The sequence below is a fragment of the Kitasatospora sp. NPDC087314 genome, assembly GCF_044744365.1.
Lineage (GTDB): Bacteria > Actinomycetota > Actinomycetes > Streptomycetales > Streptomycetaceae > Kitasatospora.
The window spans coordinates 263,533-286,729 of the sequence record NZ_JBIUYE010000003.1; the positions used below are offsets into that span (position 1 = coordinate 263,533).

Annotated in this window: 19 protein-coding genes; 5 read left to right on the plus strand and 14 right to left on the minus strand. The window is 73.5% G+C overall.

Annotated features, from left to right (window positions below; all coding sequences use genetic code 11):
* Nucleotides 1–476: 476 nt before the first annotated feature.
* A complete protein-coding gene (purD, locus tag ACIO5E_RS07705) occupies nt 477–1,724 on the minus strand; it encodes a phosphoribosylamine--glycine ligase (RefSeq protein WP_400664835.1) in 1,248 nt (415 codons plus the stop codon).
* A gap of 369 nt (nt 1,725–2,093) precedes the next feature.
* Here purD and ACIO5E_RS07710 point away from each other — a divergent pair, with 369 nt between their 5' ends.
* Nucleotides 2,094–2,879, plus strand: a complete 786-nt coding sequence (locus ACIO5E_RS07710) for an SLATT domain-containing protein (RefSeq protein WP_400664836.1) — start codon at nt 2,094–2,096, stop codon at nt 2,877–2,879.
* 103 nt (nt 2,880–2,982) lie between these two features.
* Here the strand turns inward: ACIO5E_RS07710 and ACIO5E_RS07715 are convergent, their stop codons facing one another.
* From ACIO5E_RS07715 to ACIO5E_RS07725, 3 genes are all read right to left on the minus strand, one after another.
* Nucleotides 2,983–3,630: a hypothetical protein gene (locus tag ACIO5E_RS07715; protein ID WP_280673803.1), complete on the minus strand. Its 648-nt coding sequence runs from the start codon at nt 3,628–3,630 to the stop codon at nt 2,983–2,985.
* 115 nt (nt 3,631–3,745) lie between these two features.
* Nucleotides 3,746–4,750: a GntR family transcriptional regulator gene (locus tag ACIO5E_RS07720; RefSeq protein WP_400664839.1), complete on the minus strand. Its 1,005-nt coding sequence runs from the start codon at nt 4,748–4,750 to the stop codon at nt 3,746–3,748.
* 141 nt (nt 4,751–4,891) lie between these two features.
* Nucleotides 4,892–5,689 (minus strand): carbon-nitrogen family hydrolase, encoded by a 798-nt coding sequence (locus ACIO5E_RS07725; RefSeq protein ID WP_400664840.1) that lies wholly within the window; start codon nt 5,687–5,689, stop codon nt 4,892–4,894.
* Between the two features lie 173 nt (nt 5,690–5,862).
* On the opposite strand from ACIO5E_RS07725, the gene ACIO5E_RS07730 reads away from it, so the two are divergent.
* Nucleotides 5,863–6,684 (plus strand): maleylpyruvate isomerase family mycothiol-dependent enzyme, encoded by an 822-nt coding sequence (locus ACIO5E_RS07730; RefSeq protein WP_400664842.1) that lies wholly within the window; start codon nt 5,863–5,865, stop codon nt 6,682–6,684.
* A 111-nt stretch (nt 6,685–6,795) separates the two neighbouring features.
* Here ACIO5E_RS07730 and ACIO5E_RS07735 read toward each other — a convergent pair whose 3' ends face one another.
* The 3 genes from ACIO5E_RS07735 to ACIO5E_RS07745 all read right to left on the minus strand — a co-directional run bounded on the left by ACIO5E_RS07735 (nt 6,796) and on the right by ACIO5E_RS07745 (nt 10,870).
* Nucleotides 6,796–8,139: a nitrate/nitrite transporter gene (locus ACIO5E_RS07735; protein WP_400664843.1), complete on the minus strand. Its 1,344-nt coding sequence runs from the start codon at nt 8,137–8,139 to the stop codon at nt 6,796–6,798.
* 73 nt (nt 8,140–8,212) lie between these two features.
* The gene (locus ACIO5E_RS07740; RefSeq protein WP_400664845.1) at nt 8,213–9,442 is read right to left on the minus strand and encodes a M64 family metallopeptidase; all 1,230 of its coding nucleotides are present in this window, start codon (nt 9,440–9,442) and stop codon (nt 8,213–8,215) included.
* A gap of 204 nt (nt 9,443–9,646) precedes the next feature.
* Nucleotides 9,647–10,870: a benzoate/H(+) symporter BenE family transporter gene (locus tag ACIO5E_RS07745; RefSeq protein ID WP_400664846.1), complete on the minus strand. Its 1,224-nt coding sequence runs from the start codon at nt 10,868–10,870 to the stop codon at nt 9,647–9,649.
* Between the two features lie 205 nt (nt 10,871–11,075).
* On the opposite strand from ACIO5E_RS07745, the gene ACIO5E_RS07750 reads away from it, so the two are divergent.
* A complete protein-coding gene (locus ACIO5E_RS07750; RefSeq protein WP_400664847.1) occupies nt 11,076–12,011 on the plus strand; it encodes an LAETG motif-containing sortase-dependent surface protein in 936 nt (311 codons plus the stop codon).
* Between the two features lie 79 nt (nt 12,012–12,090).
* Here the strand turns inward: ACIO5E_RS07750 and ACIO5E_RS07755 are convergent, their stop codons facing one another.
* The 3 genes from ACIO5E_RS07755 to pdhA are packed head-to-tail and all read right to left on the minus strand — an operon-like array spanning nt 12,091 to nt 15,667.
* On the minus strand, nt 12,091–13,524 hold the full coding sequence (locus ACIO5E_RS07755) for a dihydrolipoamide acetyltransferase family protein (protein WP_400664848.1): 1,434 nt from the start codon (nt 13,522–13,524) through the stop codon (nt 12,091–12,093).
* Between the two features lie 14 nt (nt 13,525–13,538).
* The gene (locus tag ACIO5E_RS07760) at nt 13,539–14,513 is read right to left on the minus strand and encodes an alpha-ketoacid dehydrogenase subunit beta (protein ID WP_400664850.1); all 975 of its coding nucleotides are present in this window, start codon (nt 14,511–14,513) and stop codon (nt 13,539–13,541) included.
* The gene (pdhA, locus tag ACIO5E_RS07765; protein ID WP_400664851.1) at nt 14,513–15,667 is read right to left on the minus strand and encodes a pyruvate dehydrogenase (acetyl-transferring) E1 component subunit alpha; all 1,155 of its coding nucleotides are present in this window, start codon (nt 15,665–15,667) and stop codon (nt 14,513–14,515) included. The genes ACIO5E_RS07760 and pdhA overlap by 1 nt, the downstream gene beginning before the upstream one ends.
* 426 nt (nt 15,668–16,093) lie before the next feature.
* Here pdhA and ACIO5E_RS07770 point away from each other — a divergent pair, with 426 nt between their 5' ends.
* Nucleotides 16,094–16,753 (plus strand): response regulator transcription factor, encoded by a 660-nt coding sequence (locus tag ACIO5E_RS07770; protein ID WP_280673821.1) that lies wholly within the window; start codon nt 16,094–16,096, stop codon nt 16,751–16,753.
* A 67-nt stretch (nt 16,754–16,820) separates the two neighbouring features.
* Complete coding sequence (locus ACIO5E_RS07775; RefSeq protein ID WP_400664852.1) at nt 16,821–17,921, plus strand: phosphotransferase enzyme family protein; 1,101 nt, start codon at nt 16,821–16,823, stop codon at nt 17,919–17,921.
* Between the two features lie 20 nt (nt 17,922–17,941).
* On the opposite strand, the gene ACIO5E_RS07780 is transcribed toward ACIO5E_RS07775, so the two are convergent.
* From ACIO5E_RS07780 to ACIO5E_RS07795, 4 genes are all read right to left on the minus strand, one after another.
* Entirely contained in the window at nt 17,942–19,726 is a 1,785-nt protein-coding gene (locus ACIO5E_RS07780; protein WP_400664853.1) for a protein kinase, read from the minus strand.
* Between the two features lie 112 nt (nt 19,727–19,838).
* Nucleotides 19,839–21,293, minus strand: a complete 1,455-nt coding sequence (locus ACIO5E_RS07785; RefSeq protein WP_400664854.1) for a protein kinase — start codon at nt 21,291–21,293, stop codon at nt 19,839–19,841.
* Nucleotides 21,294–21,550: 257 nt separating this feature from the next.
* On the minus strand, nt 21,551–22,159 hold the full coding sequence (locus tag ACIO5E_RS07790; RefSeq protein WP_400664856.1) for a bacterial proteasome activator family protein: 609 nt from the start codon (nt 22,157–22,159) through the stop codon (nt 21,551–21,553).
* A gap of 222 nt (nt 22,160–22,381) precedes the next feature.
* Nucleotides 22,382–23,182 (minus strand): hypothetical protein, encoded by an 801-nt coding sequence (locus ACIO5E_RS07795; protein WP_400664857.1) that lies wholly within the window; start codon nt 23,180–23,182, stop codon nt 22,382–22,384.
* Nucleotides 23,183–23,197 lie beyond the last annotated feature (15 nt).

Consider the following 23,197-nt stretch of genomic DNA (forward strand, 5'->3'; position numbering starts at 1 on the left):
AGCGGAGGTGTCCGATCCCCGGTAGTGCATGCTGTGTGGCGCTTCTGCCATTTTCGACGCCCGGGCCCGGGTGGGTGTTCCGGATCGCCCCGGTTTCCACTCGTCCCGGTGACACCGCCCGGATTCCGGACGGCCGCGACCGGTCCGGTGCGAAGCACCCGGGCACCCGCCCGGCCGGACGCCGTCCAGCATCCCCCCGCGGGAGCGCCGCTACCCGGCGGCGACCCCGGCGCACGGCCACGTCGCACTGCGATCCAGCGCACCATAAGGCCGGGCGCCCGGTTACGTCAGCTGGATGCTGGTGCTGTCACCCGATGGGCTGGATTCCACCCGCCGAACGGTGCGCCGGCCCCCGGAGCCACTCCCGCCCCGGAAACCCGCAGGGCGCTGCGTCCATGGGGGGAAATCCCACGATGCGCAGCGCCCTGCGGGCGGGTGCCGGGAGTATGCGAACGGCCCCTGGGGGCAGGCCCTAGCTAGGCGGTGGCTGCCTTGAGGGCGATGTCGGTGCGGTGCTGGCCACCCTTGAGGGTGATCCGGTCCACGGCGGCGTACGCGCGGTCGCGCGCCTCGACGAGGTCGGTGCCGGTCGCGGTGACCGACAGGACGCGGCCGCCGGCGCTCAGCACCTGGCCGTCCTCACCGGCCCTGGTGCCGGCGTGCAGGACGAACGCGGTCCCGTCGGCCTCGGCCTCGGCCAGGCCCTCGATCGGGTCGCCGGTGCGCGGCGCGGCCGGGTAGCCCTCGGAGGCGACGACCACGGTGACGGCCGCGCCCTCGTCCCAGCGCAGCGGCTCCAGCTGGTCCAGGGTGCCGGTGGCGGCGGCCAGCAGGACGGCGGCCAGCGGGGTGCGCAGCCGGGCCAGCACGACCTGGGTCTCCGGATCGCCGAAGCGGGCGTTGAACTCGATCACCCGGGTGCCGCGCGAGGTGAGCGCCAGGCCCGCGTACAGCAGGCCGGAGAACTCGGTGCCGCGGCGGCGCAGCTCGTCGACCGTCGGCTGCAGGACACTCGCCTGGACCTCCTCGACCAGCCCGGCGGGCGCCCACGGCAGCGGCGAGTAGGCGCCCATGCCGCCGGTGTTGGGGCCCTCGTCGCCGTCCAGCGCGCGCTTGAAGTCCTGCGCGGGCTGGAGCGGGACGACGGTGGTGCCGTCGGTGATCGCGAACAGCGAGACCTCGGGGCCGTCCAGGAACTCCTCGATGACCACGCGCTCGCAGGAGGCGGCGTGCGCCAGCGCGGCCGCGCGGTCGGAGGTGACCACCACGCCCTTGCCGGCGGCCAGGCCGTCGTCCTTGACCACGTACGGCGGGCCGAAGGCGTCCAGCGCCTCGGCCGCCTCGGCGGCGGTGGTGCAGACGTAGGAGAGGGCGGTGGGCACGGCCGCCGCGGCCATCACGTCCTTGGCGAAGGCCTTCGAGCCTTCCAGCTGGGCAGCTGCCGCGGACGGGCCGAACACCGGGATGCCGACCGCGCGCACGGCGTCGGAGACGCCCGCGACCAGCGGGGCCTCCGGACCGACGACGACCAGGGCGGCGCCGAGCCGCACGGCCAGGTCGGCGACCTGCGCACCGTTCAGCTGGTCGACCGGGTGGACCGTCGCCACCTGCGCGATCCCGGCGTTGCCCGGGGCACAGTGCAGCTCGGACACGGCGGGATCTTGGGACAGAGAGCGGCACAGGGCGTGTTCGCGGGCGCCGCCGCCGATGACGAGGACCTTCACGGTTGGCAAGGGTAGTCGGTGGCCAGTTCCGGCCGCTCTCCGGTCCCGTCCGATCCTCCAGGAGAAGAGCTCCGTACGCCGACGAAGTCGGAGGAACCTCCAAATATTCCCCCGGTCGGTGCGCGCCGGGTGGCCGAGTCAGGACGGCGGGTCACCGGGCCCTCGCTCGGACGGGTGAAATCTCGCCGACCCCCGCATCCCTCCCACCTCGGGTTCCGGTGGCCGAATCCGGTAACGATCACCGGGGAAGCGCCCCCATGGTCAGCCATTTGGCGGTAAGAAGTGCTGTTGGACAACCACCGGCAGACGCCGCGTCAGTCGATGGACCGCCAGACCCAGCAGTCCCGCCCGCCACAGGGAGCCCCACAGGTGAGCCAGCCGGAAATGCAGCCCGAGGAGAGTGCCTGGGGCAAGGAGATCGGCGAGGAGGACCCGCCCGCCGCGACCGTCGCCGACCGGGCGTCCACCCGCCGACGGGCCGATCTGAGCGCCCGCCAGTTCCCGCTCGGGGACTGGGGCGAGCCCGCCGAGCGCCTGGAGGAGCTGTACCGCTGGTCCGAGGAGCGGGCGGTCGAGGCGATCGACTGGTACCGCAAGGACCGGGTCTGGAAGCGCCGCTGGGCGCGCCTGCTGCGGTTCGGCACGGCCGGCTTCGCGGTGGGCGGGGTGACCGCCCCGCTGGTCGACCTGACCGGGGCGGTATCGCACGGCACCAGCTGGGGCTACGTCGGCCTGGCGCTCGCCGCCGCCTGCTACGGCACCGACCGGGTGTTCGGCCTCACCTCCGGCTGGATGCGCGACGTCAGCACCGCGCAGGCGCTGCAACGCCGTCTGGAGGCCTTCCAGTTCGACTGGGCGTCGGAGTGCGTGCGCGAGGTGCTCGGCCCGACCGAGGGCACCGCGGGCGAGGCCGCCGAGCGCTGCCTCGGCGTGCTGCGCCGGTTCTGCGAGGACGTCTCGGACATGGTCCGGACCGAGACCTCGGAGTGGATGCTGGAGTTCCGCGCGTCCATGACCCAGCTGCCCACCCAGGCCCCGGGGACCTGGGGCGGGCGCAGCGAGACCGGGGTGGGTGCCCAGGTGCGGGTGCTGCCGCCACCGGGCACCCGGCCCACCATGCCGCGCCAGCGGCCGCCGGAGGGGCCGCTGCGGTAGCGGGCGGCCGCGGTAGCGGGTGCCGGAGGGCCGCTGCGGCAACGGGCGGCCGAGGGGCTGCCGAGCGGCCGCTGCCGCGAAGGGGCAGCGGCCTGCTGGGGCTTCAGGCGAAGACGACCATCGAGCCCTGGGTGAGGCTGCGGGTCGCCGCCGCGTACAGGCCGGCCCAGGCGTGCCGCTCGCGGGCGAAGGGGTGCAGGTCGTCCAGCGGCGGCCCGAACGGCTGCTCCAGGCCGGTCGGGCCGAGCGGCCGGGTCGGGTCCGGCGGGTTGAGCGGGTCGATGCCCAGCACCGGGGCGACGGCCTGCAGTTCGCGCAGCAGCCCGTGGCTGGAGCCGAGCGGGCCGCCGGAGGCGAGCAGCGCGTCGTCCACCAGCGGCGCCGGGAACTCGATCGGCACGTAGGCGCCCGCGTGGTCGAAGTGCCAGACCAGGTGCGACTGTTCGGCGCTGCTCTCGAACATCTCCAGCAGCTGCTCGTAGTCGCCGCCGAGCGAGTCCACCGGCGTGATGTCCAGCCCGGTGAGGCCCAGCAGGTAGGCGCGGCGCAGGAAGTGCAGCGAGTCGTAGTCGAAGGCGGCTATCGGCTCGACCGCACCGCTGATCCCCGGCACGAACTGGTAGACCGGCACCTCGGGCAGCCCGCGCGAGGCCAACACGGCGTTGTAGAGGGCGAGATCGTCCCGGAAGGGATTGTCGGGGCTGTGGCTCAGCACGTCCACGAGCGGGACGAGCCAGAGGTCGCAGGCCATGGCCGGCAGTTCCTCTCCGGGTGGCGGGGTCGCCCGCAGGGCGGGACGACGACGGGGGCGGGGTCGGTACCCGGACGGCCGTTGTGCGGAGCGCCCGGTTCGACGACCGCCCACCCTACCGGCCCGGGGCCGGGTGCGGGTCGGGCCGTCCCTGCGGTGCGTCCGGGGGCGGCTCGGGCAGCCGCCGGCCGAACCGGCTGTACGGCACCGCACGCGGCTGCGGCACCAGGCCGAGGCCCAGTCCGAGTTCGCGGCCGAGCTCCCGGCCGACCTCCTCGCCCGGCCGACGCCGACCCGACCCGACCCGACCGGCGGCCGGTCGGGCCTCCGGCTGAGCCGCCGTGGGCGGGGCGGGGACGGGCGGGGACGGTGGCGCGGGCTCGTCGTCCACGAGTTCGGTGAGCAGCGCCAGCACCGTCACCGACTCCAGCGGCCGCCCGGCCAACCCGGCCAGCAGCCGGGCGGTGTACAGGTTGTACTCGCAGATGATCCGGTGCGCGCCGGCCAGGTCACCCGCTCCGATGGCGTCGACCAGGTCGAGGTGGCGGTCCCAGCAGACCCCGGCCAGGACGGGCATCTCCCGCAGGTAGGGGGCGGCGAACATCCACGACTGCACCCGCAGCCAGTCCAGGTAGTCGCCGATCCGGCGGTTGCCGATCAGCGCGGCGACCTCCTGCCAGAACCGGCGGTCGCAGCCCACCATCACGTCCAGGTTCCCGGTCCGGGCCGCCCGGACCGCCGCGTCGGCCCGGCGGCGCAGCGAGGGCAGCCGGGTGAGGTCCGGCAGCGCCCGGCGGGCGGAGAACTGGCGGTAGTAGCTGTCGGTGACCAGGACCCGGGACTCGAAGATCTCCAGGAAGTCGTCCCAGCCCAGCGCGGGCACGGTGAATCCGCGGTGGTGCTCGGCCCGCAGCAGCCCCTGCGAGCCGAGGTCGACCAGCGCCTCGCGGGCCGGGGTCGCCGAGACGCCGTACAGCTCGGCGATCTCCTTGACGGTGAAGTTGCGACCGGCCGCCAACCGGCCGGCCATCATCTCCTCGCGCAGTGCGCCGGCGATCTGCTCGCGCAGGCTGTTGCGCTGGATGACGGGACGGGTGTCGCCTGCGCCGTTGCCGGACATGCGCGCGACCTCCTCGGGCGGGCCGACCGGGCCGACCCTCGGTGGACCGGCCATCGAGCGGCGGGGAACACGACGAGTGCTCATCTTCTCAAACCCGCCCCGAGAAGGTACAAACCAACCCCTGGCCGGCCCCGCCCGGGGTCAGCGCTGGACCGGCGCCGGGATCCCCAGCAGGCGGTCCCGCAGCACCGGGAACTCCTCGCGGGCCCTGGCCACCTCGGCCGGGTCGAACTCGACGGTCAGCACCTGCTCCTCCGTGCCGGCCTCGGCCAGCACCCGGCCCCACGGGTCCACCACGATGCTGTGCCCGGCCTGCTCGACCCCGGCGTGCGTCCCCGCGGTGTTGCAGGCCAGCACGAACGCCTGCTCCTCCACCGCGCGCGCCCGGGCCAGCAGCGTCCAGTGCTCGCGCCGCCGGGCCGGCCAGGCCGCCGGGACCACCAGCAGCTGCGCGCCGGCGTCCAGAAGCGCCCGGAACAGCTCCGGGAAGCGCAGGTCGTAGCAGGTGGCCAGGCCCAGGGTGGCGAAGTCGGTGGGCGCGGTGACGATCTCCTGCCCGGCCCCCATCACCACCGCCTCACCACTGTCGAAACCGAAGCGGTGGATCTTGCGGTAGGTGTGCACCAGCTCGCCGTCCGGCGCGAACAGCAGCGAGGTGTTGTAGATCGGACCGTCCGGATCGCGTTCGACGATCGAACCGGCGTGCAGCCAGACCCCGGCCGCCCGGGCGGCGGCCGCCATCGCGTCCGAGGTGGGCCCGTCCAGCGTCTCGGCGCCGTCCGACCACAGGTCGTACGCGAAGCCGCCGAGCGGCCACAGCTCCGGCAGGACCACCAGGTCCGCACCCTGCTGCGCCCGGACCAGGGCGGCGGCACGGGCCCGCCGCTCCGCGGGCGGCTCGGCGTCGGAGACCGCGATTTGGATCAATGAAGCGCGCACAGTACCACCGTCCACGGCAAGAGACCTACGATCGTCACCCGAAAGCGCTGCCCAGCTGTCTCCCGGCAGCGTAACGTGCGGTTAGCGTGTGCGCCCGGAAGCCGGACCAACCCGGCCGACCGGGGAGGCCGGGCGCAGAGGGCAAGGAAGCTGACGGAAGGCCGGAAATTCCCGTGACGGACAACCAGACCGTGCAGGCTTACACGGAGGCGTGGACCCAGAGCATCGAGTCCATATCGGAGCTGGTCGCCCCCCTCCCCGAGGGCTCCTGGAACCGGGCCACCGAATGCTCCGGCTGGTCGGTCCGGGACGTCGTCTCGCACGTCATCGCGGTCGAGTCCGAGCTGCTCGGCGACCCCCGCCCGATCCACTCGCTGCCGCGTGACCTTCGCCACGTGACCACCGAGTTCGCCCGCTACATCGAGCTGCCGGTCGACAAGCGCCGCTGCCACACCGCGCTGGAGATGACCAGCGAGCTGGAGTACACGATCATCCGCCGCTCCCGGGCGCTGCGGAACGCCAAGCAGACGCCCGAGGAGCCGGTGCGCTGGCCGGCCGGCCCGCACAGCCGCGACGTGCCGTACCACGAGCTGCTGCGCCTGCGGGCCTTCGACGTCTGGGTGCACGAGCAGGACCTGCGCCGGGCCCTGGACACCCCCGGCAACCTGGCCGCCCCGGCCGCCCTGATCACCCGGGACGTGCTGCTGGGACTGCTGCCCAAGGCCGTCGCCCACCAGGCCGGCGCCCCGGCCGGAACGGCCCTGGTGCTGGACGTCACCGGCCCGGTGGAGTTCCTGCGCACCGTCCGGGTCGACGCGGCCGGCCGTGGCACCGTCGACGAGTCGATCAGCCTGGCCCCGGACGTCCAGCTCACCATGGACTGGGAGACCTACCTCCGGCTCGCCTGCGGCCGCGGTCGCCCCGGACCGGTGACCGTCGAGGGCGACGGGGAACTGGCCGACCGGGTCCTGGCCGCCTTCACCGTCACCGTCTGACCCGCTCCGAATCCGACCCCTCCGAGAACCTGCGCGCGCCACCCGGCGGTGCCGCCCCGGCGCGCATCTGACGTTCGGGAAGGTTGATCGCGTTTCCGCAGGTCAGAAACCCTACGCCGCCGCCGCAACCTTCCGCCGGAGCCGCAGGATCATCACCGTGCCGACCGCCAGCGGGGCGTACTGCCAGCAGAACGCCCAGCGGAAGGCGTCGGCCGAGTACTCCCCGGCGCCGGCCGGCGAGAGCCCGTCCAACAGCACGCCGATGCCGAACAACGTGATCATCGTCCCGATGAAGCCGCCCATGTTGACGATCCCGGAGGCGGTGCCGAGGCGCTCCACCGGATTGCGCGCCCGGGCGTAGTCCAGGCCGACCAGTGAGGCCGGGCCGTTGCTGCCCATCACCACGATGATCCCGGCCAGCAGCCAGAGCGGCGGGTGCCCACCGGGCCAGGCCAGCACCAGCGCCCAGCCGAGCCCGGTGGCCGTGATGACGGTGAGCACGATCGGCATCCGGGCCCGCGCCGAGACCGAGAGCACCCGGCCGAACAGGAAGCCGAAGGCCATGTTGCTGAGCACCAGCAGGGTCAGCAGCCCGCCGGCCTCGGCGCGGGACATGCCCTGCGCCTCCACCAGGTAGGGCAGGCCCCAGAGCAGGCCGAAGGCGTTGCCGGGGAACTGGGTGGTGAAGTGCACCCAGAGGCCGAGCCGGGTACCCGGCTCGCGCCAGCAGGCGCGGACCTGCCGCCCGACCTTCGGCCGCGCCGCGGACGGCTGCTCCGGCGGCCGGGCGGCCGGCGCCGCCGGGGCCTCCTTCAGGAAGAGCGCGACCAGCGCGAAGACCGCGACGCCGAGCAGCGCGATCGCGGTGAAGGTGGGCGTCCAGCCCTCGTGGTGCAGGGCCTGGGCGAGCACCACGGTGGTGACCAGGTTGCCGCCCATCCCGGCCAGGCCGGTCAGCTGGGCCACGAACGGGTTCCGGGCGGCCGGGAACCACCGGGCGGCGATCCGCAGCACGCTGATGAAGGTCATCGCGTCGCCGCAGCCGAGCACCGCCCGGGAGGCCAGCGCGGGGGCGAAGGAGGAACTGAAGGCGAAGGCCAGCTGGCCGGCACTCAGCAGGACGACGCCGAACAGCAGCACCCGGCGCGGCCCGAACCGGTCGACCAGCAGGCCGACCGGTATCTGCATGGCCGCGTAGACCAGCACCTGGAGGATCGAGAAGGTGGAGAGCGCGGAGGCGCCGATGCCGAAGCGGTCGGCGGCGTCCAGCCCGGCCACGCCGAGGCTGGTGCGGTGGATCACCGCGAGGATGTAGACGCTGACGCCGATGGACCAGGCCAGCCAGGCCGCGCGCCCGCCGGGCGGTGAGGGGGTGGGGACGGCCGGGGGCTCGGCCGCGGTTCGGGGAGCGGGGACGGACAGGGGCGCGGCTGAACGGGCGGGCTCCACGGTCATAGTGCGACCAGATTAGTCATCCCATGATGGGAGGCCTAGCACAGGGTGCGGTCGATCGGGCACGAACCCGGCCTCAGCCGGTCACCGTCCAGGACACCGACCGGGTCATGTAGCGGTCCCGGAAGGTCTCGTCCCGTACCCAGTCGGTGGTGTCCCGGACGGTCGCGGTCACGGTGGCCGTCCGCCCAGGGGCCAGGTTCAGCTGGGCGGTGTCCAGCGCACCGCCGCCGGCCTGCGGCACCACCGGGACGCCGTCCACCGTCCACTGCACCTGCAACTGGCGCGAGCCGGCCAGCGGCAGCGGCCGGACCTGCAGCCGGGGGCGCCCGGCCACCTCGCCGGGCGCCGGCGTCGGGGCGTCGGTCGGCCGGACCCTGCGGTACAGCTCCTCGATGATCGCCTCGCGCGACGGCAGGTTGTACGCGCTGCCCAGGGTGCGCATCACCGAGTCGGGGGTGGGCCGGTAGAGGCCGTTGGCGCTGCGGTAGGCGCCGACCGTCCCGGCGCCGTCCGGGGACTCCACGCCCAGCCAACGCCACCACTTGGTCTGCTTCTTGCGCATGTCGTCGGCGCCGAGGGTGGAGAGGTTCGGGTACTCGGCGTCGTCCGGGGCGCTGTCGTACTCGTCGCCGAGGTCCCCCACGGTGTGCCCGATCTCGTGCTGGATGATCCGCCCGGCGTCCGGGCTGCCGCCGGCCAGGGTGGTCACCCCGGTTCCGCCGGCGCCGCCGTACTCGCTGGAGTTGGCCAGCGCGATCAGGTACTGCGGCCCGGAGCCGTCCCCCGCGTACCGGGCGGTGGCGGCCTCGTCGGCGCAGAGCAGCCGGGCGGTGCCCTCGCACCAGAAGTGCATGCCGAGCGGGGTGGCGGGATTGCGGCCCCGGCTCTCGGTCTCGGCTATCCCGGAGACCGGGGAGACCACCTCGACCCGCCGTATGTTGAAGTACCCCTGGTAGGTGCGGAACGGCTCGATGTCCATCAGCGCGCGCCAGGCCCGGTCCGCCTGCTGCCGGAACAGGTCCTGTTCGGCCCCCGTGTAGCCGTCGCCGAGCAGGACCAGGGTGATCCGGTTGGCCGGGTCACCGGTGCGCCGTATGTCGACGGTCGGGGCGGCCGCGTCCGCCCGGTGGTCGGCGCGCTGGGCGGAGTGCGGCGGCACCGCCCGGTCCGCGGGGGCGCCCGGCCCGATCGCGCCGAACGGCGAGGGGCCGACCAGCTCCAGGGCGGCGGGGAGTACGGCGGTGGACACCAGCACGAGCGCGGCCAGACTCCGGACGAGACGGCCAGGGTTGCCAGGCGGCATACGGGTGCGTCCTCGGGGCTCCGGTCACCCGGCGTCGCCCGGGTGGTGGAGCGGAGACGTACCCGTACGGGTGTGTCGTCCCTACCACTCCCCGAAAAAGTCACCGACCTGGCCGAATGACTAACCCCACACCAGTCATTCCAATGACAGGAACAAGTATCAGAGCAGCCGCCCGAACAGCGACCGGCGAACGCCCTTGCCCCGTCAGCGCTTGCACAGGTTCAGCACCAGATGGGTGCCGAGCCCGAACAGCAGGCCCCAGAAGGCCGAGCCGATCCCGAACAGGCTCATCCCCGAGGCGCTCGCCAGGAAGGTCACCACCGCCGCGTCCCGCCCCTTCTCGTCCGCCACCGCCGCCGCCAGGCTGCCCTGCAGCGAGGCCAGCAGGGCGACCCCGGCGATCACCGCGATCAGCTCCTTCGGCAGGCCGGTGAACAGGCTCACCAGCACCCCGCCGAAGCTGCCCACCAGCACGTACAGCGCGCCCGAGGACATCCCCGCGACGTAGCGGCGGCGTGGGTCGGGGTGGCTCTCCGGGCCGGAGCAGATCGCCGCCGTGATCGCCGCCAGGTTCACCCCCGGCGAGCCGAACGGCGCCAGCAGCAGCGACATCACGCCGGTCGACCCGATCAGCAGCCGGTCGTCCGTCCGGTAGCCGAAGGCCCGCATCACCCCGAGGCCCGGCGCGTTCTGCGAGGCCAGCACCACGATCGTGAGCGGTAGCGCCAGCCCCACCATGGCCGCCCAGGAGAACGCCGGCACGGTGAACACCGGCCGGGTCGGCCCGCTCGATCCCAGGTGCAGCGGCAGTCCGACGGTCAGCGCCGCCAGCACCCCGCCCGCCAGCAGCGCGACCGGCACGGCGTACCGCGGCGCCAGCCGCTTGGCCAGCAGGAACGCCGCGAAGCTGCCCACCACCAGCACCGGCGCGCTGTGCACGGCGCCGAAGATCCCGGCGCCGAAGGAGAACAGGATGCCCGCCAGCATCGCGTTGACGATCCCGGACGGCACCGCCGCGATCAGCCGGCCGAACCAGCCGGTCACCCCGAACAGCGTCACCACCACGGCGCTCACCAGGAACGCCCCGACCGCCTCCCGGTACGGGTACGCGCCCAGGCTGGTCACCAGCAGCGCGGCCCCCGGGGTGGACCAGGCAGTGATCACCGGGGTCCTGGTCCACCAGCTCAGCACGAAGCCGCTCAGCCCGCTGCCGATGGCCACCGCCCAGATCCAGGACGCCGTGTGCGCCGCGTCCAACCGCCCGGCGGCCGCCGCCGCGAGCACCACCACCAGCGGCCCCGAGAACGACACCGCGATGCAGACCAGCCCCGCCAGCAGCGCCGGCCCCGACACGTCCCGCCGCAGTGACCGACGCTCCCCGCCCCCGTCCGACCCCGTCTCCGGTCGGACTGTCAGTTCCTCAGTCATTCCGGAAGTATCCCGAACGCCGCGTCGAAGGCTCCCGAAAAAACTTTTGGCCCCACCTGCAACCACCGCCGGGGATGCGCGTCTATACGGATGAAGGCACGGAGAGCGAGACCGGCAGAGCCGGGGGGCGCTTCCGCTCGGCGAAGAGCGGGGCCGGTCGTCTTCACCCACACACCGTCAGACCATGACCCTGGGGAGTCACGTCATGCGCACGCCCGTTATCACCCGTTTTACGAAGAACGACCGCGTCTTCTCCGGCCGCCGCCGCATCGCCACCCTCGCCGCCGTCACCGTCCTCGCCGGCGGTGTCCAGTTCCTCGCCACCGACTCCGCCTGGGCCTGTGGAGGCCCGGACAACGCGGCCGTCGCCGGTCAGAACGCGCCCGGCCCGATCGCCGACGACTCCTACGATGTGCACGGCCCCGGCACGTCCACGTCCTTCGTCAGCGCCCCGAAGTCGATCGCCATCGGCGGCCCCAAGGTCGAGTTCGGGCTGGAGGTCGGGAACTTCAGCAAGGCCGACTACCAGAAGCTCGTCCCGCAGCTCGGGCTCTTCAACCCGCAGGGCGCCTCGCCCACGCCCTCGCAGGTCACTGTCGAGGTCATGAACCACGGGCAATGGAAGCGCGTGACGATGCGGGGCTCCTGCGACCCGGCGATCCACACCACCGGGCTGGACTCCCTCGGCCAGCCGCTCGCCGTCGGCCACGCCGCCCGCTTCCTGTTCCGCGTCTCGCTCACCGCCGACGCACCGAAGGACATGACCGAGCTGCAGGTCGCCGGCGGTGGCAGCTTCGGGAACGCCCTCACCACGGTCAAGGTCACCGCCCGCCAGGCCCCGGCCCCCAAGCCCACCGCGACCGCGACCGCGACCGCGAAGCCGACCACCCCGGCCAAGCCTGCCCCCGCCAAGCAGCCCAAGCCCGCGCAGGCCGCGCCCGCCGCCGACCAGACCCCGGCCACGACCGCCGCAGCTCCCCCCACCACCGCGCCCGCCACCACCGCGCCGGCCGGCACCCCCGAGCTCGCCCAGACCGGTTCCAGCTCCGCCAACACCTTCCTCGCCGCCTCCGCCGCGGTGCTCCTCGCCCTCGGTGCCGGCGTCCTGATCGCCGTCCGTCGACTCCGTCCCCAGCGCTAGTCGACGGACGGGCACGACGAAGGGGCCCTCCTCCGCACAGCGGTGCGGAGAAGGGCCCCTTCGTCGGTCCTGCGGGCCGTCAGCCCCAGGTGATCAGGCGCTTCGGGCGCTCCAGCAGGGCGGCCACGTCGGCCAGCACCTTGGAGCCCAACTCCCCGTCCACCAGCCGGTGGTCGAAGGAGAGCGCCAGCGTGGTCACCTGACGCGGGACCACCTTGCCCTTGTGCACCCACGGCATGTCCCGGATCGTGCCGACGGCGAGGATCGCGGCCTCGCCGGGGTTGAGGATCGGGGTGCCGGTGTCGACGCCGAAGACGCCGACGTTGGTGATGGTGATGGTCCCGCCCTGCATGTCGCCCGGCGAGGTCTTGCCCTGGCGGGCGGTGTCGATCAGCTCGCCCAGCGCGACGGCGAGGCCCGTGAGGGTCTTGCCGCCGGCGTCCTTGATGTTGGGGACGATCAGGCCGCGCGGGGTGGCCGCGGCGATGCCGAGGTTCACCTGGCCCTTGATGACGATCTCCTGGGCCGCCTCGTCCCACTGCGCGTTGATCTCGGGGTGCCGCTTGACCGCGGTGAGCAGCGCCTTGGCGACCAGCAGCAGCGGGCTGATCCGGACGTCCCGGCCCAGTTCGCCGCTCTCCTTGAGCCGACGGACGAACTTCATCGTGCGGGTCACGTCGACCTGGACGAACTCGGTGACGTGCGGGGCGGTGAAGGCCGAGGCCACCATCGCCTGCGCGGTCGCCTTGCGGACGCCCTTGATCGGCACCCGGACGTCGCCCGTGGTGCCGACCGGCACCGGCAGCGCCTGGACCTGCTCGGCCTCGACGGGCCGCTCCGCCGGAGCGGCCTGCGCGGCGGCCAGGGCCGACGCGTGGGCGTGCACGTCCTCGCGGGTGATCACGCCGTCCTGGCCGGTGGCGACGACGGCGCGCAGGTCGATGCCGAGGTCCTTGGCCAGCTTGCGTACCGGCGGCTTGGCCAACGGCCGTTCCCCGACGGGCTGTTCGGCCACCACGGGCGCGACCTGCGCCGGCACCGGAGCGACCGGAGCAGCAGGCGCGGCCGGAGCCGGCGTCGCGTTGACGGTGGTCGTGGTCGTACGCCGGGCCCGGCGCTGGGCGGTGCCGGTGCGCGGGCCGTAGCCGACCAGCACCTCGCGCCGCTCGGGCTCGGCCGACGCGGCGGCCGGAGCGGCGGCCTCGGCGGCAGCGGGAGCAGCCGGAGCGGCGGCCGGAGCCACGGCCCCGGCCTCCCCGGCGACCGCGACCGAGATGATCGCGGTGCCGACGTCGACGGTCGCGCCCGCCGGGAAGAAGAGCTGCTCGACGACCCCGTTGAACGGGATCGGCAGCTCCACCGCCGCCTTGGCGGTCTCCACCTCGCAGACGACCTGCCCGTCGGTGACGGTGTCACCCGGCTTGACGTACCAGCTGAGGATCTCGGCCTCGGTCAGGCCCTCGCCCACGTCGGGCATCTTGAACTCGCGGAGCGAGCGAACTTCGGTGGTCATCTTCGCTCCCCGGATCAGTACGCGAGCGCGCGGTCGACGGCGTCGAGCACGCGGTCCAGGTCGGGGAGGAACGCCTCCTCGACCCGGGACGGCGGGTACGGCGCGTGGTAGCCGCCGACCCGCAGGACCGGCGCCTCCAGGTGGTAGAAGCACCGCTCGGTGAGCCGGGCGGCCAGCTCGGCGCCCATGCCCAGGAAGACCGGCGCCTCGTGCACCACGACGGCCCGCCCGGTGCGCTTGACCGACTCCTCCAGGGTGGTGAAGTCCACCGGGGAGAGCGAGCGCAGGTCGACGACCTCCAGTCGGCGGCCGTCCTCCTCGGCGGCCGCGGCGGCCTCCAGGCAGACCTTGACCATCGGGCCGTAGGCGAGCAGCGTGGCGTCGGCGCCGGGCCGCACGATCCGGGCGTCGTGCAGCGCGAGGTCGGCGGCGGGACCGATCGCGCCCTTGTCCCAGTAGCGGCGCTTGGGCTCCAGGAAGATCACCGGGTCGTCCGAGGCGATGGCCTGCCGGAGCATCCAGTGCGCGTCGTGCGCGCTGGACGGGCTGACCACGCGCAGGCCGGCGGTGTGCGCGAAGTACGCCTCGTGCGACTCGCTGTGGTGCTCGACCGCGCCGATGCCGCCCGCGTAGGGGATGCGGATGGTGACCGGGAGCTTGACGTGCCCGAGCGCACGGGCGTGCATCTTGGCCAGCTGGGAGACGATCTGGTCGAAGGCCGGGTAGACGAAGCCGTCGAACTGGATCTCCACCACCGGGCGGTAGCCGCGCAGGGCCAGGCCGATCGCGGTGCCGACGATGCCGGACTCGGCGAGCGGGGTGTCGATCACCCGGCCCTCGCCGAAGTCCTTCTGCAGGCCGTCGGTGATCCGGAAGACGCCGCCGAGCTTGCCGATGTCCTCGCCCATCAGGACGGTCTTCGGGTCGCTCTCCAGCGACTTGCGCAGCGCGTCGTTGAGCGCCTTGGCGATGCTGAGTTGACCGGCCATCAGAGGTTCTCCCCCGCCTCGAAGGAGGCCGCGTACTCGACGTACTCGGCCCGTTCCTCATCGACCAGCGCGTGCGGCTCGCTGTACACGTGGTCGAAGATCAGGGTCGGGTCCGGGTCCGGCATGCCGCGCACGCCCTCGCGCACCCGCAGCCCCAGCCGCTCGCTCTCCGCGTCGATCGCGGTGAAGAACTCCTCGTCGGCCAGGCCCTCCTTCTCCAGGAGCGCGCGGAGCCGGGCGATCGGGTCCTTGGCCTTCCAGGCCTCGGTCTCCTCGGTGGGCCGGTAGCGGGTGGGGTCGTCGGAGGTGGTGTGCGCGCCCATCCGGTAGGTGAACGCCTCGATCAGCACCGGGCCGTTGCCGCTGCGGGCGTGGTCGAGCGCCCAGCGGGTGACGGCCAGGCAGGCCAGCACGTCGTTGCCGTCGACCCGGACGCCGGGGAAGCCGAAGCCGGAGGCGCGGCGGTACAGCGGGATCTTGGTCTGGGTGGTGGTGGGCTCGGAGATCGCCCACTGGTTGTTCTGGCAGAAGAACACCACGGGGGCGTTGTAGACCGAGGCGAAGGTGAAGGCCTCGTTGACGTCGCCCTGGCTGGAGGCGCCGTCGCCGAAGTAGGCGATGACCGCGTCGTCGGCGCCGTCCTTGCTGACGCCCATCGCGTAGCCGGTGGCGTGCAGGGCCTGCGCACCGATCACGATGGTGTACAGGTGGAAGTTCTTCTCGTTCGGGTCCCAGCCGCCGTGGTTCACGCCGCGGAACATGCCGAGCAGGTTGAGCGGGTCGACGTCGCGGCACCAGGCGACACCGTGTTCGCGGTACGTGGGGAAGGCGTAGTCGCCGGTGCGCATGGCGCGGCCGGAGCCGACCTGCGCGGCCTCCTGGCCGAGCAGCGAGGCCCACAGGCCGAGCTCGCCCTGGCGCTGGAGTGCGGTGGCCTCGCCGTCGAACCGGCGGACCAGCACCAGGTCGCGGTAGAGGGCGCGCAGCTCCTCCGGAGTGGTGGTGAGCGGGTAGTCCGGGTGCTCGATCCGCTCGCCTTCCGGGGTGAGCAGCTGTACGAGCTCCGGCTGGGCGTCCGTCCCCGTGGCGCGCAGGGTGTCAGGGACGCCGGGGGCCGCCTTCTTGCGAGCCCTCGCCGTGCTTTTGACGGTCACGTTCACTCCTCGGTCTGTCCGGCCGCCCGGGGTCGCCGGTGACCGGTCCGGTCACCGCCTCGCGGGGCGCGCGTGGGTGTGCGCACCTACTGCGGGGCAGGTGGTGATCCTGTTCCGACGGCGTCCCTCACGAGAACGTTACCCAGCGTCCGCCCTTGGCGCGCTTGCGCTAGGACGTCCTACTTGTTCAGGGCCTACAACCCTGAGGGTGCCGCGGGTAGCGCGCCGTCGGAAGGGTGGGGGTGACGGACCGCGTGACGCAGCTCTCAATTCGGGCGCCTTCAGGACACCAGCGCACGTTATCCGGGCGGCGGCCCGTACGTAAGGGGGTTCTCGGTATCGGTTTTGGAGCGCTCCGACCGGATCGCGTTGCCGTGGTGGTAGGGGGGATAGGTCTTTCGTGCGGTGGTATGGGAGTCTTTGGAGGTGACTGATAACGGACAAATCAGGGTATTCCTGCTCGACGATCACGAGGTGGTCCGGCGGGGCGTGCACGATCTGCTCTCGGTCGAGGACGACATCGAGGTCGTCGGCGAGGCCGGCACCGCCGCCGAGGCGCTCACCCGGATCCCGGCGGTGCACCCGGACGTCGCGGTGCTCGACGTCCGGCTGCCGGACGGCAACGGGGTCGAGGTCTGCCGGGAGGTCCGGTCCCGGCTGCCGGAGATCAAGTGCCTGATGCTGACCTCGTTCTCGGACGACGAGGCGCTGTTCGACTCGATCATGGCGGGCGCCTCCGGCTACGTCCTGAAGGCGATCCGCGGCACCGACCTGATCACCGCCGTCCGGGACGTCGCGGCCGGCAAGTCGCTGCTCGACCCGGTCGCCACCAGTCGGGTGCTGGCCCGGCTGCGCGACGGCGGCGAGAAGGAGGACGAGCGGCTGGCGCAGCTCACCAAGCAGGAGCGCCGGATCCTCGATCTGATCGGCGAGGGGATGACCAATCGTCAGATCGGCAACGAGTTGCACCTGGCCGAGAAGACGGTCAAGAACTACGTCTCCAGTCTGCTCGCCAAGATGGGCATGGAGCGGCGCACCCAGGCGGCGGCCTTCGTGGCACGGCACCAGGCGGACCAGCAGCACTGATCAGAACCGCAAGCACAGATCTGATGCCCTGTCAAGGGCCCCCGCACGGGGGCCCTAACCTCTGGCTGTGACTTTCAGCCAGACCCTCTCCTGCTCCCCGGCCCGCCCCGACCTCTCCGCGCCGCCGATAGGGACCCTCAGTCCGCCCGTCCCGCGCGCCGCACTCGCCGAGGTCCTGGGCCGTTACCGGGTAGGGGGGCTGCTGGCCGCCGAACCGGTCGCGGAAGGCCTGCTGAACCGCGGGTACCGGGTCACCACCGAGACCGGCGGGTACTTCCTGAAGTGCTACGTCGACGCCGCCACCGCCAGCCGTCCGAAGATCGTCGCCCACCACCGCGCGATGGCCGGGCTGCAGGCCCTCGGGCTGCCCGTCGCACCCCCGCTGGCCTGCGCCGAACGATCCGGCACGGTGGCCGGCTACGGCGGCCGGCTGTTCGCGCTGTTCCCCTGGGTCGATGGCCGACACCGGCACGGTACCGACCTCTCCCCGCCGCAGTGCGACGCGCTCGGCGCGCTGCTCGGCCGACTGCACGGCGCACTCGACGACGTGTGCACCCCCCTCGACCAGCCCGCCGGCTACCGCGTCGCCGACCCCCTCGACAGCGCCGACCTCGCCCGCGACCTGCGGCGGCGCGCCCGCGACCACCGCCCGTACGGCGACCTGGACGCGCTGGTCGAACTGAGGCTCACCGAACGGCTGGAACTGCTCGCCGAACACGCCCACCGCCGCCCCGACCCGCAGACCGCCCCGCCCACCGGCTGGACCCACGGCGACTTCCACGGGCTGAACCTGCTGTACGGCGACGGCCCCGACGGCGGCCCGGTCGCGGCCGTCCTGGACTGGGACAAGCTCGGACCGCAGCCGCGCGCCGAGGAGGCCGTCCGCGCCGCCACCCTGCTCTTCAACGACCGGACGTCCGGCACGCTCGACCTGGTGCGGGTCCGCCACTACTCGCAGGCCTACCGGGCCACCGGGGCCGCCACCGCCGAGCACCTGGCCGCCGCCGCGCACCGGGTCTGGTGGGAGCGGCTGAACGACTTCTGGATGCTCCAGTGGCGCTACCAGCGGGCCGACCACCGGGCCGACCCGCTCTACCCCGCCTCCGCGGGCCAACTGGCCTGGTGGTGCCAGGAGTACGAGCAGGTCCTGGACGCCTTCGCCAACTGACCGGCGTCAGCCCGGACCGATCAGGGCGTCGCCGGCGGCTGTGTCACCGGCGGGGCCGTCACCGGCGGAACCGACTTGGTCGGCGGCGGCGGTGAGGTGGCCGTGTTGCCACCGCCGCCCGTGCTCGGGGTGGTGGGCGCCGTGGTGGGCGGGTTGGTCGTCGGCGGGGCGGTCGTCGGCGTGTGGCTGGCACTCCCGGTGGACGTCGGGGTCGGCGTGTGCTTGCCCGAACTCTGCGACGGCGACATGTTGTTGTTGCCGCTGTTGTTGTTGTTTCCGTTGTAGTTGCCGTTGTCGGTCGGCTGCTGCGGGCGCCGGGTGCCGGTGTTGGGCGCGGGCGGGCTCTGGGTGCCGCTCTGGGTCGGCGTGGTGGGCTCGGTCGTGCTGACCACCGGTGCGGGCGTCGGCGGCACGACGTGCGAGGTCCCGCCGTCGCCACCGCTGAACGCGAACGCCATGCCGACCCCGGCCGCGACCAGCACGGCCGCCACTCCGGCCACCCAGCCCCACGGCCCGCGCCGACGACCGGAGCCTTCCCCGTCACCGCCGTCGCCCTCACCGCCACCGCCGTAGGGGCCGCCGGCCCCCGGGTAGGGCGTCGACGGGGTGTGCGGTCCGCCGGCCCCCTGGCCCGTCCCCGGGTAGGGCATCATCGAGGTCCGGTCACCGGGGCCGATCGAGCCGAAGGCCGCGGTGGCCGCGGTCTCGTCCGGCCGGATCACCTGGGTGGCGCCGGTGTTCCCCTGCCCCGCGGCGGCCAGCCCGGCCGCCGCGCCCGCCCAGCCCGCACCGGCCGCGCCGTGCATCTCGCGCAGCGCGTGCTGGATGTGCGCACGGAACTCGTCGGCGTCCTGGAAGCGGTCGTCCGGGTTCTTGGCCAGCGAACGCAGCACCAGCGGGTCCAGCCCGGCCGGCACCCGGCCGTTGGCGTGCGAGGGCGGCACCGGCATGTCCTGGACGTGCTGGTAGACCACCGAGAGCGGGGTGTCGCCGGTGAACGGCGGGCGCAGCGCCAGCAGTTCGTAGAGCATGCAGCCGGCCGCGTACAGGTCGGAGCGGTGGTCGACCGGCTTGCCGAGGGCCTGCTCGGGCGACAGGTACTGCGGGGTGCCCATGACCATGCCGGTCTGGGTCATGGTGCTGGCGGTGCCGGTCAGCGCCCGGGCGATGCCGAAGTCCATCACCTTGACCGCGCCCGCGGTCGTGATGATCACGTTGGCGGGCTTGATGTCCCGGTGGACGATGCCGTGCCGGTGGCTGTAGGCCAGCGCCTCCAGGACCCCGGCGATGATGATCAGCGCCTGGTCGACCGGCGGCGCCTCCTCGTCCACCAGCAGCTCGCGGACGGTCCGGCCCTCGACCAGCTCCATCACGATGTACGGCGTGGACTCGTCCCCGACGTACTCCTCGCCGGTGTCGTAGACGGCGACGATCGAGTGGTGGTTGAGCGCCGCGACGGCGTGCGCCTCGCGGGTGAACCGCAGCCGGGCGATGTCGTCCTGGGCCAGCTCGCCGCGGAGCAGCTTGACCGCGACGGTCCGGCCCAGCCGGACGTCCTCGGCGGCGAACACCTCGGCCATGCCACCGCGGCCGAGCCGGTGGGTCAGCCGGTAGCGGCCGTCGCCGACCGTACCCAGCGGGGCGGCGGTGCCGCGGCCGGGGGTGTGCGGGCCGCCGGCCCCGGTGACCGGCGGGAACGCGGTGGTCGCGGCGTCGCTGCCGGGCTCGGGAATCCTCGGCGTCCCGCCGGTCCGGCCGTTCGCACCGGCTCCCGTGTCGTCGTCCGGCTGCTGCGTCTGTGCCATCGCTCCTCGCCCCGGGCGTTCGCTCGGATCGCGGTGCCCTGTCGCTTACGTATCCCCGAACGCTACCGCTTCCGGCCCGGACCCGTGGCACGCCCGAACCGGCCGGAAAGCGTCAGAGCAGGCCATTCCGGTCGGCCGGAAGGTCCACCACCAGCACCGCCGCGGGCCGCTCGCCGCTGGTGTGCCCGGTCTTGGTCTTCGTCTTGTTGTCCTGCGCCTTGTTGACCACGATCGCGATGATGATGCCGGCCAGCACGAGCACGCCGACGATGATCCCGATGACCACCGCGGCCGTCGAGCAGCCGCCGCCGCTGGGCGCCTTCGGCTGCTGGTACGGCGGCATCGGCTGCGGCGGCGGGGTGTGCGCCTGCTGCGGCGCCCCCTGCTGCGGGTACTGGGGGTGCGGTGTGTGCGGGCCCTGCGGGTGCGACGGCTGGAAGGCCGGCGGCGGGGTCCGGTACTGCGGCTGCTGCGGCGCCCCCTGCTGCAGGTACTGGGGGTGCGGGGTCTGCGGGCCCTGCGGGTGCGACGGCTGGAAGGCCGGCGGCGGGGTCCGGTACTGCGGCTGCTGCGGGTACTGCGGCTGCGGCGTCTGCGGGGCCGGCGGCGCGGCGTGCACCGAGCGCGGCCCCTCGTTGATCACCAGCGGCGTGCTGGCCTGCAGCTGGTGCCCGCTGCCGCCGCCCTTCGCGGCCGCGATCAGCCGCTCCGCCTCGTCCCGCATCGCCGCCGCGCTCTGGAACCGGTGGGCCGGGTCCTTGCGCAGGGCCTGGGCGACGAAGGCGTCCACCACCGGGGTGACCGACCGGTTCAGGGTGGACGGCGCCGGCGGCTCCTCCTGGACGTGCTTGTAGGCGATCGAGAAGGCCGAGTCGCCGTCGAAGACCAGCTGGCCGGTGAGCATCTCGAAGAGCATCACGCCGACCGAGTACAGGTCCGAGCGGGCGTCCACCGGCTTGCCGAGCGCCTGCTCGGGCGACAGGTACTGCGGGGTGCCGACCACCATGCCGGTCTGCGTCATCGACGTGACGCCCGATTCCAGCGCCCGGGCGATGCCGAAGTCCATGACCTTGACGTTGCCCTTGCGGTCGAACATGACGTTGCCGGGCTTGATGTCGCGGTGCACCAGGCCCATGTCGTGCGAGGCCTCCAGCGCGTTCAGCACGCCGACGATGACCTTCAGGGCCTCCTCGGTCGACATCGCGCCGAACTGGGCGACCGCCTCGTTGATCGCCTCGCGCAGGCCCTTGCCGTCGATCAGCTGCATGACGATGTACGGCGTGCTGGAGCCGTCCGGGGCGACGTCCTCGCCGCTGTCGTACACCGTGACGATGTTCGGGTGCTCCAGCCGGGCCACCGCCTGCGCCTCGCGGCGGAACCGCTCCTTGAACGAGTCGTCCCGGCCCAGCTCGCTGTGCATGCTCTTCAGCGCGACCTGCCGGTCCAGCACGCTGTCGTACGCGAGGTGCACGGAGGCCATGCCGCCCTCGCCCAGCAGCCGCTGCAGCACATAGCGGCCGTTGCCCAGGGAGGAGCCCTCGACCGCCGCGTTGCCGTGCTCGCTCATGGTCCTCTGCTCCCCCTCGGCGCGGCCGTGGCGCCGCGACCGTGACGTTCGGTCTCGTCCGTGCGTGGTGGGCCCGGCCCGCTGGCCTGGCGGACCCCTGCCGCGGCGGTACGACCGGCCTGCGACAGGGGTCAGGGTATCGGCTCACGCCGACGGTGATCGGTCCAGGGCCGATCCTGGCCCCGGGCCGCCGACACCGTCCGGTGGCGCCTCGATCCGGGGCGGATCGTCGTGGTACGTCCGGTTCCGACGGCCCGCTACAGGTACGGGCCGGACCGGATGCCGCGGCTCTGGCCCGGCTCGTCCTCGTCCGGCTCGCCACCGTTCAGACCGGGCGGCAGCGCCCGCCGCATCTGCTCCAGCTGGGCCCGTGCCGCCATCTGCTGGGCGAACAGCGCGGTCTGGATCCCGTGGAACAGGCCCTCCAGCCAGCCGACCAGCTGGGCCTGGGCGATCCGCAGCTCGGCCTCGGTCGGAATGCTGTCCTCGGTGAACGGCAGCGAAAGCCGCTCCAGCTCGGCGACCAGCTCGGGGGCCAGACCGAGCTCCAGCTCCTTGATCGAGCTGGCGTGGATGTCCTTCAGCCGGGCCCGGCTGGCCTCGTCGAGGGGCGCCGCCCGGACCTCCTCCAGCAGCTGCTTGATCATGCTGCCGATCCGCATGACCTTGGCGGGCTGCTCGACCATCTCGGTCACCGGGAGCTCACGCGGCAGGTCTCCCCCGTCGTCGCCCGCCGAACCGGCGAACCCCTGGCCCACCGGCAGCCCGTCCGGTCCGACGATCAGCACCTTCTGGCCGTCCTGCGACTGCCCGCCCGCGGCCTGGAAGGGCTGCTGCGACGAGCGCTCGTTCATCGGATTCGTCATGAACAACATTCTCTCTCACTGGGGTTGGTCGGGCGGAAGCCCCCGTACGCCCGCCGTCCTGAGCCGCCGCTGACGACGGTACGCCGACGCGCGCCGCCCCGGGAATCCGTGCGGATACTCAGTTTCCGCCCCGGCCCACCACGCCCCGGCCCACCTACGGCCGCCACACACCCCTCACCGAACCTCCCCCCACCACCCGGCGCAACCGCTCCACCGCGGGGTTCACCCCCGCCGCAACCGCAACCCGATCAACCCGAGCCCGCACCCGATCAGCCCCAGCCCCGCGCCCAGCGGGAACTGCAGGGTGGAGGCGTCACGCCAGCGGGCGGGCAGGACGGTGGGGGCGGCGGCGGCCACGGCCTGGTCGGTCGCGGCCGTGGCGGTGGCGGTGTCCGGCGCGGCATCGTCGGCGGGAGCCGTCGCGTCCGGGCCGCCCTGGTCGGCCTCGAGCGGGTTCGACGTGGTGGCCTGCGCAGGAGCCCGGTCCGGCACCCGCTCCGGCGCCTGCTCCGGGGCGGCTTCGGCACGCTGGGGTGCCCACGCGCTCCGGTGGCGATGCACCCGGGGGCCGCCACCGTCCGGGTGCGGGCGGGGCACCGGGTGCTGCGGCGGCGCGGCCGCCGGGACTGCTGCGTCAGTCGGCACAGGAGTCAGCGCCGCCGGGACCACCGGGGCCGTGGGCACGGCGGCCACGGCCGCCGCCGGCGCGGCGCCCGGCGTGGCGCTCCCGCCAGGCGTCGTCGCCGGTGTGCCGGACCGGGTCGGGCCGGTGGTCGGCGCCGCGGCCGGCTCCACGATCGTCTCTGCGGTCGGCTCCGCCCGATCGCTCGCCTCGCCCGTCGGCGACGGGTGCAGCGCGGGGGACGGCACGGCGACGGCCACCGAAGCGGCGGCCAGCGGGAGCGTGAGCCCCAGCACGGCCGTCGCGATCAGCCGATGGGCCCGGCCCGGGCGGGTGCGGTGGGGACGACGGTGGTGTGGCGCGGAGGGCAGCGGCCCGAGGAGGTGTGTAGGTGCGGCCACGGTCGGAGGTCCTTC